At 71.4% G+C, this 15,372-nt stretch carries 13 protein-coding genes, 2 pseudogenes and 1 riboswitch; of the genes and pseudogenes, 9 read left to right on the top strand and 6 right to left on the bottom strand.

Going from position 1 to position 15,372, the window contains the following annotated elements:
- Positions 1-73 precede the first annotated feature (73 nt).
- From P2Q00_RS26775 to P2Q00_RS26755, 5 genes are all read left to right on the top strand, one after another.
- Positions 74-1,603 (top strand): aldehyde dehydrogenase family protein, encoded by a 1,530-nt coding sequence (locus tag P2Q00_RS26775; RefSeq protein WP_275775353.1) that lies wholly within the window; start codon positions 74-76, stop codon positions 1,601-1,603.
- A gap of 106 nt (positions 1,604-1,709) precedes the next feature.
- On the top strand, positions 1,710-3,239 hold the full coding sequence (locus P2Q00_RS26770) for a GMC family oxidoreductase (protein WP_275775351.1): 1,530 nt from the start codon (positions 1,710-1,712) through the stop codon (positions 3,237-3,239).
- Positions 3,239-4,447: a quaternary amine ABC transporter ATP-binding protein gene (locus P2Q00_RS26765; protein WP_275775350.1), complete on the top strand. Its 1,209-nt coding sequence runs from the start codon at positions 3,239-3,241 to the stop codon at positions 4,445-4,447. Before P2Q00_RS26770 ends, P2Q00_RS26765 begins: the two co-directional genes overlap by 1 nt.
- Positions 4,447-6,393 carry an ABC transporter permease gene (locus P2Q00_RS26760; RefSeq protein ID WP_275775349.1) on the top strand — a complete coding sequence of 649 codons (1,947 nt, stop codon included), beginning with the start codon at positions 4,447-4,449 and terminating at the stop codon, positions 6,391-6,393. Before P2Q00_RS26765 ends, P2Q00_RS26760 begins: the two co-directional genes overlap by 1 nt.
- Before the next feature lies 1 nt (position 6,394).
- A complete protein-coding gene (locus P2Q00_RS26755) occupies positions 6,395-7,351 on the top strand; it encodes an ABC transporter substrate-binding protein (protein WP_275775348.1) in 957 nt (318 codons plus the stop codon).
- Here P2Q00_RS26755 and P2Q00_RS26750 read toward each other — a convergent pair whose 3' ends face one another.
- Complete coding sequence (locus P2Q00_RS26750; RefSeq protein WP_275775346.1) at positions 7,352-8,080, bottom strand: isocitrate lyase/PEP mutase family protein; 729 nt, start codon at positions 8,078-8,080, stop codon at positions 7,352-7,354.
- Positions 8,077-8,574: a carboxymuconolactone decarboxylase family protein gene (locus P2Q00_RS26745; RefSeq protein ID WP_275775345.1), complete on the bottom strand. Its 498-nt coding sequence runs from the start codon at positions 8,572-8,574 to the stop codon at positions 8,077-8,079. Before P2Q00_RS26745 ends, P2Q00_RS26750 begins: the two co-directional genes overlap by 4 nt.
- A gap of 47 nt (positions 8,575-8,621) precedes the next feature.
- Here P2Q00_RS26745 and pdxR point away from each other — a divergent pair, with 47 nt between their 5' ends.
- Entirely contained in the window at positions 8,622-10,022 is a 1,401-nt protein-coding gene (gene pdxR / locus P2Q00_RS26740) for a MocR-like pyridoxine biosynthesis transcription factor PdxR (protein ID WP_275775343.1), read from the top strand.
- Between the two features lie 106 nt (positions 10,023-10,128).
- Here pdxR and P2Q00_RS26735 read toward each other — a convergent pair whose 3' ends face one another.
- A complete protein-coding gene (locus P2Q00_RS26735; RefSeq protein ID WP_275775341.1) occupies positions 10,129-10,923 on the bottom strand; it encodes an aminotransferase class IV in 795 nt (264 codons plus the stop codon).
- Positions 10,924-10,951: 28 nt separating this feature from the next.
- Positions 10,952-11,152, bottom strand: a pseudogene (locus P2Q00_RS26730) (monooxygenase); the annotation flags it as partial.
- Between P2Q00_RS26730 and P2Q00_RS26725 the strand changes: the two are divergent.
- A pseudogene (locus P2Q00_RS26725) lies at positions 11,099-11,302 on the top strand (DUF3050 domain-containing protein); the annotation flags it as partial. The pseudogenes P2Q00_RS26730 and P2Q00_RS26725 overlap by 54 nt on opposite strands.
- A 42-nt stretch (positions 11,303-11,344) precedes the next feature.
- Here P2Q00_RS26725 and P2Q00_RS26720 read toward each other — a convergent pair.
- Positions 11,345-12,190, bottom strand: coding sequence for a DMT family protein (locus P2Q00_RS26720; RefSeq protein WP_275775687.1), 846 nt, complete (start codon positions 12,188-12,190; stop codon positions 11,345-11,347).
- A 130-nt stretch (positions 12,191-12,320) separates the two neighbouring features.
- Between P2Q00_RS26720 and P2Q00_RS26715 the strand changes: the two genes are divergently transcribed.
- The gene (locus tag P2Q00_RS26715) at positions 12,321-12,662 is read left to right on the top strand and encodes a hypothetical protein (protein WP_275775340.1); all 342 of its coding nucleotides are present in this window, start codon (positions 12,321-12,323) and stop codon (positions 12,660-12,662) included.
- A gap of 82 nt (positions 12,663-12,744) precedes the next feature.
- Positions 12,745-13,929, top strand: coding sequence for a glutathionylspermidine synthase family protein (locus P2Q00_RS26710; protein ID WP_275775338.1), 1,185 nt, complete (start codon positions 12,745-12,747; stop codon positions 13,927-13,929).
- Positions 13,930-13,961: 32 nt separating this feature from the next.
- Here P2Q00_RS26710 and rocD read toward each other — a convergent pair whose 3' ends face one another.
- Positions 13,962-15,167: an ornithine--oxo-acid transaminase gene (gene rocD / locus P2Q00_RS26705; protein ID WP_275775337.1), complete on the bottom strand. Its 1,206-nt coding sequence runs from the start codon at positions 15,165-15,167 to the stop codon at positions 13,962-13,964.
- 101 nt (positions 15,168-15,268) lie between these two features.
- Positions 15,269-15,357, top strand: a riboswitch (ZMP/ZTP riboswitch).
- Positions 15,358-15,372 lie beyond the last annotated feature (15 nt).

The following is a 15,372-nucleotide window of genomic DNA, read 5'->3' as shown; positions in this document are numbered from 1 at the left end:
GCGCTCACGGTCCTCGTGAGTGACACGTGTGTCACCCAGGGGAACGGAACAGGAACGGAAGGCAATACGGATCATGGCGGACAGAGCGGAAACCCAGGGGCTGGACGCGCAGGCGACCATCCACGTGGCAGGGGAGTGGCGAGAAGCCGCCTCCGGCGCCACGCGCGAGATTCTCGACCCCGCGGACGGCCAGCCCTTCGCCCTGGTCGCGGAGGGCGACGAGAAGGACACGGATCTGGCGGTCGCGGCCGCCCGGCACGCCTTCGACCACGGCGACTGGCCCCGCACCCCCGTGGCCGAGCGCGCCGCGCTGCTGCGCCGCGTCGCCGACCTCCTGGTGCGCGACCGCGAGCGGCTCGGGCTGCTGGAGAGCCGCGACGCCGGCAAGACCGCCGAAGAGGGCCGGATCGACATCGACTGCGTCGCCGACGCCTTCCGCTACTTCGCCGACCTGGTGGCCGGCGAGGCCCCGGGCCGGGTCGTCGACGCGGGCTCGCCCGACATCCACAGCGTCGTCGTCCATGAGCCGGTCGGGGTCTGTGCACTGATCACACCCTGGAACTACCCGCTCCTCCAGGCCAGTTGGAAGATCGCCCCCGCTCTCGCGGCGGGCAACACCTTCGTGATCAAGCCGAGCGAGATCACCCCGCTGACCACCATCGCGCTCATCGACCTGCTCTCCGAGGCCGGGCTGCCCACCGGCGTCGCGGGCATCGTCACCGGACCCGGCCACTCGGTCGGCGCCCGGCTCGCCGAGCACCCCGACGTCGACCTGGTCTCCTTCACCGGCGGACTGGTCAGCGGCACCAAGGTCGCGCAGGCCGCCGCGCCTAGCGTCAAGAAGGTCGCCCTCGAACTCGGCGGCAAGAACCCCAACGTCGTCTTCGCCGACGCCTGCGCGACGGACGAAGGCTTCGACACGGCCGTCGACCAGGCCCTGAACGCCGCCTTCATCCACAGCGGTCAGGTCTGCTCGGCCGGCGCCCGCCTCATCGTCGAGGAGTCCGTGAGGGAGCGCTTCGTCGCCGAGCTCGCCCGCCGGGCCGCCCGGATCCGCCTCGGCCGCGGCACCGGGGACGGCGTCGAGTGCGGCCCCCTCGTTTCCGCGCAGCAGCGCGCCAAGGTCGAGGCGTACGTCGCCTCCGCGCTCGCGGAGGGTGCGGTGCTGCGGTCCGGCGGCAAGCGCCCCGAGCCGTCGCCGGAACGCCCCGACGGCGGCTACTTCTACGAGCCGACCGTCCTCGACCAGTGCCACCGCGAGATGCGGGTCGTACGCGAAGAGGTCTTCGGACCGGTGCTGACGGTGGAGACCTTCCGCACCGAGGACGAGGCCGTCGCCCTCGCCAACGACACCGAGTACGGTCTCGCGGGCGCCGTCTGGACCGCCGACGCGGGGCGGGCCCGCAGGGTTGCGGGGCGGCTGCGGCACGGGACCGTGTGGATCAATGACTTCCACCCCTACCTTCCGCAGGCGGAGTGGGGCGGGTTCGGCAAGAGCGGGGTGGGGCGCGAGCTTGGCCCTGCCGGGCTTGCCGAGTATCGCGAGACCAAGCACGTTTACCAGAACCTGGCGCCTAAGCCCGTGCGGTGGTTCGCAGGTTGAGCCTGCGCCACTGTGCCGTCGGTCGTCTGACGCGCCGTCGTGGCTGGTCGCGCAGTTCCCCGCGCCCCTTTGGGGCGCGTTCGATCCCCCTGGAGTTACCACCCCCATGTCCGAGAACACCCAGATCTACGACTACGTCGTCGTCGGCGGCGGGACGGCCGGGTCCGTCATTGCCTCCCGTCTCACCGAGAACCCGGACGTCACCGTCGCCGTCATCGAGGGCGGCCCCAGTGACGTCGGCCGTGAGGACGTGCTGACGTTGCGCCGCTGGATGGGCCTCCTCGGCGGCGAGCTGGACTACGACTACCCGACCACCGAGCAGCCCCGCGGCAACTCCCACATCCGGCACAGCCGGGCCCGAGTGCTGGGTGGCTGTTCCAGCCACAACACCCTCATCGCCTTCAAGCCGCTGCCGTCCGACTGGGACGAGTGGGAGGAGGCCGGCGCCAAGGGCTGGGGCGCGGTGCCGATGGAGGCGTACTACGCCCGGCTGCTGAACAACATCGTCCCGGTCGACGAGAAGGACCGTAACGACATCGCCCACGACTTCGTCGACGCCGCGCAGCACGCGACCGGCGTCCCCCGGATCGAGGGCTTCAACCGCTCGCCGTTCACCGAGGGCGTCGGCTTCTTCGACCTCGCGTACCACCCCGAGAACAACAAGCGGTCGAGTGCGTCGGTGGCGTACCTCCACCCGGTGATGGACGAGCGGCCCAACCTGACCATCCTGCTGGAGACCTGGGCGTACGAGCTGGAGCTGAACGGCACCCGGGCGGAGGGCGTGCACGTCCGCACGAAGGACGGCGGGGAGATCCTGGTACGGGCCCGCCGCGAGGTCCTGCTCTGTGCCGGTGCCGTCGACTCGCCGCGCTTGCTGCTGCACTCGGGTATCGGCCCTCGTGCGGACCTGGAGGCGCTCGGCATACCGGTCGCACTCGACTTGCCGGGTGTCGGCGAGAACCTCCTCGACCACCCCGAGTCGGTGATCGTCTGGGAGACCCACGGCCCGCTCCCGGAGAACTCCGCGATGGACAGCGACGCCGGGCTGTTCGTCCGGCGCGATCCCGAACACCAGGGCCCGGACCTGATGTTCCACTTCTACCAGGTGCCGTTCACGGACAACCCTGAGCGACTGGGTTACGAGCGGCCGGAGTTCGGCGTCTCGATGACTCCGAACATCCCGAAGCCGAAGAGCCGCGGGCGCCTGTATCTGACGAGCGCGGATCCGTCGGTCAAGCCCGCCCTCGACTTCCGTTACTTCACGGACGAGGACGACTACGACGGCCGCACCCTGGTCGACGGCATCCGCATCGCCCGCGAGATCGCGCAGACCGAGCCGCTGGCGAGCTGGCTCAAGCGGGAGGTGGCCCCCGGCCCGCACATCACGGGCGACCAGGAACTCAGCGAGTACGCCCGCAAGGTCGCGCACACCGTGTACCACCCGGCGGGCACCTGCCGTATGGGGGCAGGCGACGACGAACTTGCCGTCGTGGACCCGCAGTTGAGGATTCGCGGTCTGGACGGCATCCGCATCGCGGACGCCTCGGTGTTCCCGACCATGACGGCCGTGAACCCGATGATCGGCGTGCTGATGGTCGGGGAGAAGGCCGTAGACCTGATCGGAAGTGATGCGTGATGAACGCGATGAACGCGATGAGTACGCCGGTCTTCTCTGTCGAGGGACTGTGGAAGGTGTTCGGCCCGAAGGCCGAGCGCATCCCCGCCGATCCCGCACTGACCTCGCTGGAACCCGCCGAGCTCCGCGCCCGCACGGGCTGCACCGCCGCCGTCCGTGACGTCTCCTTCGACGTACGCAAGGGCGAGGTGTTCGTGGTGATGGGCCTGTCCGGCTCCGGCAAGTCCACGCTCGTGCGCTGTCTGACCCGGCTGATCGAGCCGACGGCCGGCACGATCGCCATCGACGGCGAGGACGTCCGCGCCATGGACAAGTCCCGCCTGCGCGAACTGCGCCGCCACCGCGCCGCGATGGTCTTCCAGCACTTCGGTCTCCTTCCGCACCGCACGGTCCTCGACAACGTGGCGTACGGCCTGGAGATCCAGGGCATGAGCAAGGCCGAGCGCCGGGCGCGCGCCCAGGAGGTCGTCGCCAAGGTCGGCCTGGAGGGCATGGAGCAGCGCCGCCCGAGCCAGCTGTCCGGCGGTCAGCGCCAGCGTGTGGGGCTGGCCCGCGCCCTGGCCGTCGACCCCGAAGTCCTGCTCTTCGACGAGCCGTTCAGCGCGCTCGACCCGCTGATCCGGCGGGACATGCAGGAGGAGGTGGTCCGCCTGCACCGCGAGGAGGGCCGCACGATGGTCTTCATCACCCACGACCTCAGCGAGGCGCTCAAGCTCGGCGACCGCATCGCGTTGATGCGCGACGGCCGGGTCGTCCAGCTGGGCACCCCCGAGGAGATCGTCGGCAGCCCGGCCGACGACTACGTACGTGAGTTCGTACGGGATGTGCCGCGCGAGCAAGTGATGACTGTCCGTACGGCGATGCGGGCCGGGGAGTGCGGCGGCCCGGAGCATCCGGGGGCCATTGCCGCCGACGCGGTGGTCGCCGAGGCGATCAAGGTGGTCGCCGACCTGGGCGCACCGGCTTGCGTGGTGGACGACGGCCGCTGCTTGGGCGTGGTGGACGCTGAAACGCTGATCGCCTCCGTGGCTGGCAGGGGCGTTGTTGCCGCGGATGCCGCCGTAGCGGGCACAGCCGCCGCTGGCGCTGATACCGCCGTAGCTGCGGGCAGTCGTGCCGCTGGGGCGGCACCCGTCCCAAAGACAGCGGCACCGGCCGAGCGCCCGCCAGCGACCCCGCCCCCCACCACAGACACGGGGGCGGTCTAATGGCAACGGTCACCGCATCCGCCCCGCGCGCGCTGCCCGGCGGTCTGCTCAGGCACCGCGCGGCCCAGAAGCTCCTGCTTCTCGCCCTCGCCGCCGCGATCCTCGTCCCGCTCGCCAACGCCAAGTGGGCAAGCGGCAGTTGGCCCGAAGCCCTAACCGTCGACCTCACCAACCCCCTCACCACCGCCAGCAACTGGATCATCGACAACCGGGACAGCCACCCCCTGTTCCTCTACGGCTTCGGCTACATGAGCAACGCCGTCGTGATCTCCGTACGCGCCGTATACCTGGTGCTCCTCGCCGCGGGATGGACCGGCGTCACGGCCCTCGGAGCGCTCGTCGCCTGGCGCGTCGCCGGAGTACGGCTCGCGATCGGCACGGCGGCAGCCTTCCTCACCTGCGGCCTGCTCGGCATGTGGGTGCCGACCATGCAGACGCTCGCGCTCATGGTGGTCGCCGTGCTCGCGTCGGTTGCTGTCGGAGTGGTGCTCGGCCTCGCCGCCGGTCTCTCCGACCGTCTCGACCGCACCCTGCGCCCGGTGCTGGACACCATGCAGGTGATGCCTGCCTACGCGTATCTGCTGCCCGTGGTGCTGGTCTTCGGCATGGGCGTCCCCGCGGCCGTCCTCGCCACCGTCGTCTATGCCGCCCCGCCGATGGCCCGCCTCACCTCCCTCGGTCTGCGCGGCGCCGACAAGGAGGTGCTGGAGGCGGTCGAGTCGCTCGGCTCCACCGCACGCCAGCGGCTGCTGACCGCCCGTATCCCGCTGGCCAGCAAGGAACTCCTGCTCGGCCTCAACCAGACGATCATGATGGCGCTGTCGATGGCCGTCATCGCCTCCGTCATCGGCGCGGGCGGTCTCGGTGACCGCGTCTACCAGGCGCTGGCCTCGGTCGACGTGGGCGCGGCGCTTTCGGCCGGTATCCCCATCGTGCTGCTCGCCGTCGTACTGGACCGCGTGACCGGCGCCGCGGGCGAGCGAGCCGGGGGCGAGCACGAGAGCAGCCCCCGGACCTGGCTCTACGCGGCCGTCGCCGCCGTCGCCGTGGCGCTCGCCGGACGGCTCGCGGGCCGTCTCGACTGGCCCGGCGCCTGGACGCTGAACATCGCCGAACCGGTCAATCGCGCCGTCGACTGGATGACCGCCCACCTCTACTCGGGCGTGCCCGTCGTGGGCGGCACCGCCGACTGGGCGGCCCACTTCACGACCTGGGTGCTGAACCCCGTCCGCAGCGGTCTGCAGTGGCTGCCCTGGTGGTCGGTGCTGCTCGTGGTCGCCGCCCTGGCCTGGCTGATCGGCACCTGGCGCACCGCGCTCACCGCGGTCCTCGCCATGGCCGCGATCGGCGTGCTCGGCGTATGGACGCCGTCGCTCGACACTCTCTCCCAGGTGCTGGCGGCCGTCGCCGTCACCCTCGTGCTGGGTCTCGCGACCGGTATCGCGGCGGCCCGCAGCGACCGTTTCGAGCGGCTGCTGAGGCCGGTCCTGGACGTCTTCCAGACGATGCCGCAGTTCGTGTACCTCATCCCGGTGGTCGCGCTGTTCGGCGTGGGCCGCGCCCCCGCCGTCGCGGCGGCCGTGGTCTACGCCCTGCCGGCCGTCGTCCGCATCACCACGCAGGGCCTGCGCCAGGTCGACCCGGCCGCCCTGGAGTCGGCCCGCTCGCTCGGCGCGACCCCCGGCCAGCAGCTCCGCCAGATCCAACTCCCGCTCGCCCGCCCGGCGTTGCTCCTCGCCGTCAACCAGGGTGTGGTCCTGGTCCTCGCCGTGGTCGTCATCGGCGGCCTGGTCGGCGGCGGCGCGCTCGGCTACAACACCGTGTTCGGCCTCGCGCAGGGCGACCTGGCGACCGGCCTGGTGGCGGGCGCCGCGATCGTCTGCCTCGGCCTGATGCTCGACCGGGTGACCCAGCCGACCGAACGCCGCGCGAAAAAGGGAGCGTGACATGCGACTTCGTACGACAACCGCCGTGGCCGCAGGGTCGGCGCTTCTGCTGCTGACCGGCTGCGGCGCAGCCGACATGACCAAGCAGGCGTCCCCGTTCGCCAACGCGCAGGGCGCCAGGACCGTGACCCTGTCCGTCCAGTCCTGGGTGGGCGCGCAGTCCAATGTGGCCGTCGCCCAGTACCTCCTGGAGCACAAGCTCGGCTACCGGGCCGACACCGTCCAGGTCGACGAGGTCCCCGCCTGGGACGCGCTCAGCCAGGGCCGCGTCGACGCGATCATGGAGGACTGGGGCCACCCCGACCAGGAGAAGCGCTACGTCGAGGACAAGAAGACGATCGCGCGCGGCGGCGGACTCGGGGTGACCGGCCACATCGGCTGGTATGTGCCGACGTATCTCGCCGAGCAGCACCCGGACATCACCGACTGGAAGAACCTCAACAAGTACTCGTCGCTGTTCCGCACCGCGGAGAGCGGCGGCAGGGGCCAGCTGATGGACGGCTCCCCGTCCTACGTCACCAACGACAAGGCGCTGGTGAACAACCTGAAGCTGGACTACCAGGTGGTGTTCGCCGGTTCCGAGGCGGCGCAGATCACGCAGATGAAGCAGTTCGCCAAGGAGAAGAAGCCCTTCCTGACTTACTGGTACGCGCCGCAGTGGCTGTTCAAGAAGGTCCCGATGACCGAGGTGAAGCTGCCGCCGTACAAGGACGGCTGCGACGCGGACGCCGCGAAGATCACCTGCGCCTACCCGCACACCCCGCTGCAGAAGTACCTCAACGCGGACTTCGCGAAGAAGGGCGGCAAGGCGGCGGCCTTCCTGAAGAAGTTCAAGTGGACGACCGAGGACCAGAACGAGGTCTCCCTGCTGATCGCCGACCAGAAGCTCACCCCCGAGCAGGCGGCGAAGAAGTGGGTGGACAGCCACGCGTCCACCTGGAAGGCGTGGCTGTCGTGATCACATCCGCTTCCTGAGCTCTCCGCTCATCCCCTCCAGCGCCAGTGCCGCCCAGCGCAGCAGCCCCGGCCCGAACGTGACGCGGGTGGCCCCGAGTTCACCGAGTTCGGTGGGCGTGGGGCCGCCGCCGTCCAGCGTGCCGTACACGTTGATCGGCCCCTGGATGCCGGACCGCAGGAGCGGGAGTACGTCCGCCGGGGCGCCGATCGGATAGATGCAGTCGGCGCCGGCGGCGACGTACAACGCGGCCCGCTCGATGGCCCGTTCGGGATTGCCGTCCCCGTACTCGAATGTGTCGACACGGGCGTTGACGAAGAGCCGGTCCCCGGCCGCGTACCGCACCTCGGCCAGCCACTCGGCGTGCTCGTGCGGGTCCTTGAGGACGCCCCCGCTGGAGTCCTCGAGGTTGCAGCCCACGGCCCCCGCCTCCAGCAGCCGCTCCACCAGTTCCTTCGGCGCCAGCCCGTACCCGCCCTCGACGTCGGCCGACACGGGCACGTCCACCGCCCGGGAGATGCGCGCCACCGCAGCGAACATCTCGTCGGCGGGCGTGGCCCCGTCCTCGTACCCGAGCGAGGACGCGATCCCCGCGCTGGGCGTCGCGAGCGCCGGGAACCCGGCCTTCACGAACACCCGGGCGCTGACCGCGTCCCAGGGGCCGGGCAGGACCAGCGGGTCACCGGGCTCGCGCCTTCGGTGCAGGGCGCGGAAGACGTCCACCTTGCTCATCGGTGCTGCCCCGCCTCGTAGTGGCCCGGGACCATGCGGCACGTCACGGCGAACCGGTTCCACGCATTGATCACCGTGATCGCGGCGATCAGCTGCGCCAGCTCCGGCTCCTCGAAGTGCTTGGCGGCGTGGTCGTACACCTCGTCCGGCACGAACCCCTCGGTCAGCACGGTGACCGCCTCGGTCAGCTCCAGGGCGGCGAGCTCCTTCTCCGTGTAGAAGTGCTTCGACTCCTCCCATGCGCCGAGCTGGATGATCCGCTCCACGCTCTCCCCGGCCGCCAGCGCGTCCTTGGTGTGCATGTCCAGGCAGAACGCGCAGTGGTTGAGCTGCGAGGCACGGATCTTCACCAGCTCAAGCAGGGTCGGGTCGATGCCCTGCCGGGCGGCCGCGTCGAGGCGGACCATCGCCTTGTAGACCTCGGGGGCGTGCTGGGCCCAGCCCAGCCGGGCGGGCCGCTCGGGCGCGTATGCGGTGGCTTCTTCTGTGGTCATGTCCTCGACCCTAGAAGCAGGGCAGCCCAGAGGTATGGTCCATTCCCATGGCGAAACCATGGGCCACTTTGGGCGTCGACCTGCACCTGGAGCCGACCGGGCCGGGGGTGCGCCAGGGCCTCACCGACGCCCTGCGCGAGGCCGTCCGCACCGGCCGCCTCGCCCCCGGCACCCGGCTGCCCTCCTCCCGCACTTTCGCCGCCGACCTGGGCATCGCCCGCAACACGGTCGCCGAGGCCTACGCCGACCTGGTGGCGGAGGGCTGGCTCACCGCCCGGCAGGGCTCGGGCACGCGGGTGGCCGACCGTGCGGTGAGCCGGCCCGCCACACCCGCACCCCGCTCCCGCACCCCCGGCCGCCCCGCCTACGACCTGATCCCCGGCACCCCCGACCTCGCCTCCTTCCCGCGCGCGCAGTGGCTCAAGGCCGCCCGCCGAGCCCTCGCCGCGGCCCCGAACCAGGCCCTCGACTACGGCGACCCCCGCGGCCGCATCGAACTCCGCACCGCCCTCGCCGGCTACCTCGCCCGGGCCCGGGGCGTGCGCACCGACCCCGACCGCATCCTGATCTGCGCCGGCATCTCGCACGGCCTGCGGATCCTCGCCGCGGTACTGCGGGCGCGCGGCGCGAGCACGGTCGCCGTGGAGTCGTACGGCCTGTACGTGCACTGGGACCTGCTGGCGGAGGCCGGTCTGCGGACGGTCCCGCTGCCGTTCGACGAACGGGGCACGAATCCGGGGGAGTTGACCGACGAGGCCGCGGTCCTGCTCACCCCCGCCCACCAGTTCCCGATGGGCGGCACCCTGCACCGCGACCGGCGGGCGGCCGCCGTCGACTGGGCGCGCCGTACCGGCGGTCTGCTCGTCGAGGACGACTACGACGGCGAGTTCCGCTACGACCGCCAGCCCGTCGGCGCCCTCCAGGGCCTCGACCCGGACCACGTCGTCCACGCGGGCACGGCCAGCAAGTCCCTCGCCCCCGGCCTCAGACTGGCCTGGCTGGTGCTGCCGCCGGACCTCGCCCAGGAGGCGGCGAAGGCGAAGGGCCACATCGACTCCTGCGGGGTCCTGGACCAGCTGACGCTCGCCGAGTTCATCTCCTCCGGGGCGTACGACCGGCATGTGCGCGCCGCCCGGCTGCGCTATCGCCGCCGCCGGGACGCACTCGTCGCGGAACTCGCGCGGCGGGCCCCGCAGGTCAGCGCCACCGGCATCGCGGCGGGTCTGCACGTGGTGCTGCGGCTGCCGCCGGGCACCGAGCAGGCGACGCTGCGGGCGGCGGCCTGGCAGGGGCTCGCGGTGCACGGGCTGCACCGCTACCGGCACCCGCAGGCGACCGTCGAGCCTTACGACGCGCTGGTCGTGGGGTACGGGACGCCGCCGGACAGCGCCTGGGCGGGGACGCTGGACGCGTTGTGCGCGGCGCTGCCGGAGTCGACGGGGCCGTAGTCGCCGTTTCCCCTTCCCGAATACGACTGCTTCCCCAAAATACGACTGCGCGGCGCGGATCTACGCCCTGAACGCCTGGCGGGAGACCATGGTGCCGCCGGTTGCTTTATTCGTCCGGAAGCGGCTCCATCGTCGTGTCCAGCCACTGCTGCCATTCCGTGGCCCGCGTCGCAGGCGCTGCGGACATCGATCCGTCGATCCAGCGCGTCACCGGCCTGATCCCGTGCAGCGCGTTCACCAGCCACACCTCACGCCCGTCCAGCTCGGCCACCGTCCGCTCGCGGTGGGCGACGCGGATACCCTCGTGCCGCGCCCGTTCCTGGATGAGGGCGACGGTCACTCCGGGCAGCACCGGCAGCCGGGGCGGCGGCAGACACAGCGTGTCCTCCTCCCACCACAGCACGCTCGCGGTGGCCGCCTCCAGCACCACCCCGGACGGCCCCACCAGCACCGCCTCCTGAGCCCCCGCCTCGACCGCCCGCCCGCGCACCCGGGCCAGGGCGTCCAGGTCCGGCCCCTTACGGCGGGGCGCGGTGCGCGGATCCGACTGGCCGACCGCCCACACCTCGATCTCCGAACCGAGCGGTGGTGCATGCCGCAGCCGCAACATCACATGGCGGGCGGTGAGTTCGACCCGCGGGAACCACTCGCCCGTGCGCGGCAGCGCGCCCGTCATGGCCTCCCAGAACTCCAGCATCCGGTACGACGGCGGCCCTCCGCACTCGCCGCAGGACCGCACGAAGCGGTCCCGGTGCCGGTCGAGGCCGCGCACCCTGCCGTCCCGTACCAGCCAGGAGTCCGCGACCAGCAGCGGCCCGCCGGTCCCCGCCTCCTCGACGGGCCGTAGCCCGGCGGCCGGCGACCAGCCCCACAGGCCTTCCGCCGCTGCCGGTTGTGTCATGACTGCACCTTTCCTGCTTCCGGAAGCCTCAGTACTTCCCTCCGGCCACTGCCGGTGCCCCGCCCCGGGGCCCGTACGGCGCGTGCTCGAGCCACGATCCACAGGACGGAAGGACCGGCGCAAGCGCCGCCGCCGCGCGTTGCCGCAGCCGTACCGTCCGCCGCCGTGGCCGCAGATGGCCGAGTGCCGTCCCGGCGGCGGCACTGTTGAACAGGCCCGCCGCGTGCCGACATGTGCTGCGGCTGCTCCCGGATACGGACCGCCTCACACCCACACGGCCATGCAAATGGTCGCCGACCTCTGTGGCAGGGGCGACGCCTGCTGGTCGGAGGCCGGCGAGACGGCGACCCTCGCGCTGGAGGCCAGGTCCCCCCTGTGGGGCGGCATCACGAGACGCCGGCTTGAGGCGGCGGGGCGTCCATCACGCCGCTGCTTCTTCCGCCACCTGCGTTGCCGGCGCCTCTCCGAACCGCGCCAGCGCCAACGCCCCCACGACGGCGACGAGGAAGCCCAGCACCACCAGCCAGGCAAGCCCCTCGCGGGTGCGGTCCCCGAGCCACACCACGCCCACCAAGGCCGGTCCGATCGTCTCGCCGAGCACTAGTCCGGCCGTCGCCGTGGTGACCGAGCCGCGCTGCAGGGCGGAGGTCAGCAGCAGGAAGGCGGCACCTCCGCCGAGGACGAGTGCGTACGTCGCCGGGTTGGTGAACAGTTCCGAAGGCGCGAGGGAGTCGATCAGCCGTACCGACACCTCCACCACCCCGAACCCGAAGCCGGCCCCCAGCCCGAGCACCAGCGCCCGGCCGCGCCCCGACCACCGCCCGCCGAACAGCCCGAGCAGCAGCACGACCACCGCGACGGCAAGCATCGCCCACTTCAGAGCCGTCGACCCGGCACGATCCCCCTCCGCCCCGGACGCAAGGCCCAGCATCGCGAGCCCGGCGCACACCACCCCGACCGCGCCCCACTCCGTCCCGCTCAGCCGCACATGCAGCAGCCGCGCCGAGACCACCCCGGTCACCGCCAGGCTGGACGCGAGGGCCGCCGCGACCGCGTAGATCGGGATCGACCGCAGGGCGGCGATCTGCAGCAGAAACCCCAGCCCGTCCAGCGCCAGCCCCGCCAGATACCGCCACTGCCGCACCGCCCGCAGCAGCAGCGCCGCCTCCCCGCCCCCGCCGCCGTCCGTACTCGCCGCCCGCGCGGCGACCGCCTGCAACACCGTCGCCGTACCGAAGCAGACTGCCGCGCCGAGCGCGCACACCATCCCAAAGATCACAAAGTGACTGTAGGGGAGGCGCGCAAGGAACGGGAAGGAACGGGGGTGCCTTGGAGCACGCTCTCACCGATCTCTAGGCTGACCTCCTGACATCGCAGGACAACGGGGAGACACGGACATGCCAGACGCACGCCGCCAACTTCGCTCGGGCACGGTCGTACTCGGCGGCATGGGACTTCTGGCGGCAGCCCTCACCGCCTGCTCCTCCGACCCCGACAAGCGCTGCGTCGACCGTGACAGCTACAACCTCTCCAAGGGCTACAAGGTCGTCGCCGACAAGTACTGCACCTCCACCAAGACCTCGGCGAACGGCGTCTGGTACTACGGCGGCAACAAGCAGGGCAGCTGGGTCGACAGCGGCTCCTTCACCAAGCCCCGCAAGGCCTCCAGCGGTTCCGGCGGCGGCCACGGAGTCTCCCGCGGCGGCTTCGGCGGCGGCGAGGGCCACTCCGGCGGCTGAACCGGAACGGCAGCCGACCCAGAACCGCAGCCGAACCGGAACCGCAGCCGAACCGGAACTACTGAGCAGGACCCGTCCCGCCATGGAACGCCACACCATCACCCCGCGCCCCGGCTGGCAGCAGACCGTCGAGGAACAGGGCCTCATCTACCCCCTCACCCGCCACCCCGACGGCTCCCTGCGCCCCTACTGGGACGAGAGCGCCTACTACTCCTTCACCCTCACCGAGGTCGAGGCCCTGGAGGAGACCGTCGAGGAACTCCACCGCATGTGCCTCGCGGCGGCCGACCACATCGTCACCGCGGGCCGCTACGCCGACCTCGGCATCACCGACCCGCGCATCGCCCGGGCGGTCGCCGAGGCATGGCACCGCCGCTCCGAACTCCCTTCCGTCTACGGCCGCTTCGACCTCCGCTACGACGGCACGGGCTCGGCGAAGCTCCTGGAGTACAACGCCGACACCCCCACCTCACTGGTGGAGGCCGCCTCCCCTCAGTGGTTCTGGATGGAGGAGCGCTTCCCCGGCGCCGACCAGTGGAACTCCCTCCACGAACGCCTGATCGCCGCCTGGAAGAAGCAGGCGCCCCTCCTCCCGCCGGGCAACCCCCTCTACTTCGCGCACTCCTCGGCCGACGAACTCGGCGAGGACCTGATGACGGTCGCCTATCTGAAGGAGACCGCCGAACAGGCCGGCCTGGACACCGACTGGATCTCCATGGAGGAGATCGGCTGGGACTCCCTGTCCGGACGCTTCGTCGACAACCAACTCCGCTTCATCCGCAGCTGCTTCAAGCTCTACCCCTGGGAGTGGCTCACCACCGACGCCTTCGCGGATCACGTCCTCGACACCCTCGACAACGGCGGCGGCACGGGCACGACCCTGTGGATCGAACCGGCCTGGAAAATGCTCCTCAGCAACAAGGCCCTGCTGGCCGTCCTCTGGGAGCTGTACCCCGGCCACCCGAACCTCCTGCCCTCCTACCTCGACGGCCCGCGCGAGCTCACGGGGACCACGGGGTACGTCGCCAAGCCGCTGCTCGGCCGCGAGGGCGCCGGCGTGACCATCCACGAGCCCGGCACCGAGGCGATCCCGCGCCAAGAGGCCTGCTGCTACCAGGAGTTGGCGCCCCTGCCCGACTTCGACGGCAACCGTGTCGTCCTCGGTGCGTGGGTCGTCGAGGACGAGGCGGCGGGCCTCGGCATCCGCGAGTCGTCCGGCCTGGTCACGGACGAGTACGCGCGCTTCGTACCCCATGTGATCCGCTGAGGGCGGCCCACGCCGACCCTCGCACGAGCCGCTCAGACACCGAGCACAGCCCGCAACTGCGCAAGCCCCCAGTCCAGATCCTCCTTCCCGATCACCAACGGCGGCGCGATCCGCACCGTCGACCCATGTGTGTCCTTCACCAGCACACCCCGGTCCATCAGCTTCTCGGACACCTCCCGCCCCGTGCCGTACCGCGGTGCGATGTCGACCCCCGCCCACAGCCCCCGCCCGCGCACCGCCGTGACCCGCCCCGTGCCGGTCAACGCCGCCAGTTCCCGGTGCAGATGACCGCCCAGCTCCGCGGACCGCGCCTGGAACTCGCCCGTCCGCAGCATCGCGATCACCTCCAGTGCCACCGCACAGGCCAGCGGATTCCCGCCGAACGTCGACCCGTGCTCCCCGGGCCGGAACACCCCCAGCACCTCGGCGCTCGACACCACCGCCGACACCGGCACGATCCCGCCGCCCAGCGCCTTCCCGAGCACATACATGTCCGGTACGACGCCCTCGTGCTCGCACGCGAACGTCCGCCCCGTCCTTCCCAGCCCCGACTGGATCTCGTCCGCCACGAACAGCACATTCCGCTCCCGCGTCAGCTCCCGCACCGCCGGCAGATAACCGGCCGGCGGAAGCAGCACCCCCGCCTCGCCCTGGATCGGCTCCAGCAGCACGGCCACCGTGTTCTCCGAGACCGCCGACCGCATCGCCGTCAGATCCCCGTACGGCACGATCTCGAAGCCCGGCGTGTACGGGCCGAAGTCCGCCCGCGCCTCCGAGTCGGTGGAGAAGCTGATGAGCGTCGTCGTACGGCCGTGGAAGTTGTTGCCCGCGACCACGATCTTCGCCATCTCCGCAGGCACACCCTTGACCTTGTACCCCCACTTGCGGGCCGTCTTCACCGCGGTCTCCACCGCCTCCGCGCCCGTGTTCATCGGCAGCACCATCTCCATCCCGCACAGCTCGGCGAGCTCGGAGCAGAACGCCGCGAACCGGTCGTGATGAAACGCCCTGGACGTCAGCGTCACCCGCTCCAGCTGTGCCTTCGCCGCCTCCACCAGCCGCCTGTTGCGATGGCCGAAGTTGAGCGCCGAGTAACCGGCCAGCAGGTCCAGATACCGCCTCCCCTCCACATCCGTCATCCACGCCCCGTCCGCGGAGGCGACGACCACGGGCAACGGGTGGTAGTTGTGCGCGCTGTGCGCGTCGGCGGCGGCGATGAGTGTCTCCGTAGTGGTCACGGGATCTCCAGAAGGTGCCAGGTGCTGAGGGTGCCCCTTTCCTATCGTCGCTCGCATGGTGGACGCGGGACCTCTGCGTTCCGGCGCGCCCGGTAGGCTGACCGGCGGGCCGTGACTGGCGCGCTGGGATGGGAAAACCATCGGGGAGCGGCCCGTGAACGAGCGAGTGCCGTGCGCCTGGGCCGAACCGTGAACGCTGAACGCC

Source organism: Streptomyces coacervatus (assembly GCF_029223485.1).
In the GTDB taxonomy this organism is placed as follows: Bacteria; Actinomycetota; Actinomycetes; order Streptomycetales; family Streptomycetaceae; genus Streptomyces; species Streptomyces coacervatus.
The sequence above is the reverse complement of the archived record's forward strand: the minus strand, read 5'-3'. Positions and strand labels throughout refer to the sequence as shown.

What these genes read in the sequence shown, in the direction of transcription:
- P2Q00_RS26710 (WP_275775338.1), top strand. Translation starts at nt 12,745, where the DNA reads ATGGAACGCCACACCATCACCCCGCGCCCCGGCTGGCAGCAGACCGTC.
- P2Q00_RS26765 (WP_275775350.1), top strand. Translation starts at nt 3,239, where the DNA reads ATGAACGCGATGAACGCGATGAGTACGCCGGTCTTCTCTGTCGAGGGA.
- P2Q00_RS26715 (WP_275775340.1), top strand. Translation starts at nt 12,321, where the DNA reads ATGCCAGACGCACGCCGCCAACTTCGCTCGGGCACGGTCGTACTCGGC.
- P2Q00_RS26745 (WP_275775345.1), bottom strand. Translation starts at nt 8,574, where the DNA reads ATGACCACAGAAGAAGCCACCGCATACGCGCCCGAGCGGCCCGCCCGG.
- P2Q00_RS26735 (WP_275775341.1), bottom strand. Translation starts at nt 10,923, where the DNA reads ATGACACAACCGGCAGCGGCGGAAGGCCTGTGGGGCTGGTCGCCGGCC.
- P2Q00_RS26770 (WP_275775351.1), top strand. Translation starts at nt 1,710, where the DNA reads ATGTCCGAGAACACCCAGATCTACGACTACGTCGTCGTCGGCGGCGGG.
- pdxR (WP_275775343.1), top strand. Translation starts at nt 8,622, where the DNA reads ATGGCGAAACCATGGGCCACTTTGGGCGTCGACCTGCACCTGGAGCCG.
- P2Q00_RS26760 (WP_275775349.1), top strand. Translation starts at nt 4,447, where the DNA reads ATGGCAACGGTCACCGCATCCGCCCCGCGCGCGCTGCCCGGCGGTCTG.
- P2Q00_RS26755 (WP_275775348.1), top strand. Translation starts at nt 6,395, where the DNA reads ATGCGACTTCGTACGACAACCGCCGTGGCCGCAGGGTCGGCGCTTCTG.
- P2Q00_RS26720 (WP_275775687.1), bottom strand. Translation starts at nt 12,190, where the DNA reads ATGGTGTGCGCGCTCGGCGCGGCAGTCTGCTTCGGTACGGCGACGGTG.
- P2Q00_RS26750 (WP_275775346.1), bottom strand. Translation starts at nt 8,080, where the DNA reads ATGAGCAAGGTGGACGTCTTCCGCGCCCTGCACCGAAGGCGCGAGCCC.
- P2Q00_RS26775 (WP_275775353.1), top strand. Translation starts at nt 74, where the DNA reads ATGGCGGACAGAGCGGAAACCCAGGGGCTGGACGCGCAGGCGACCATC.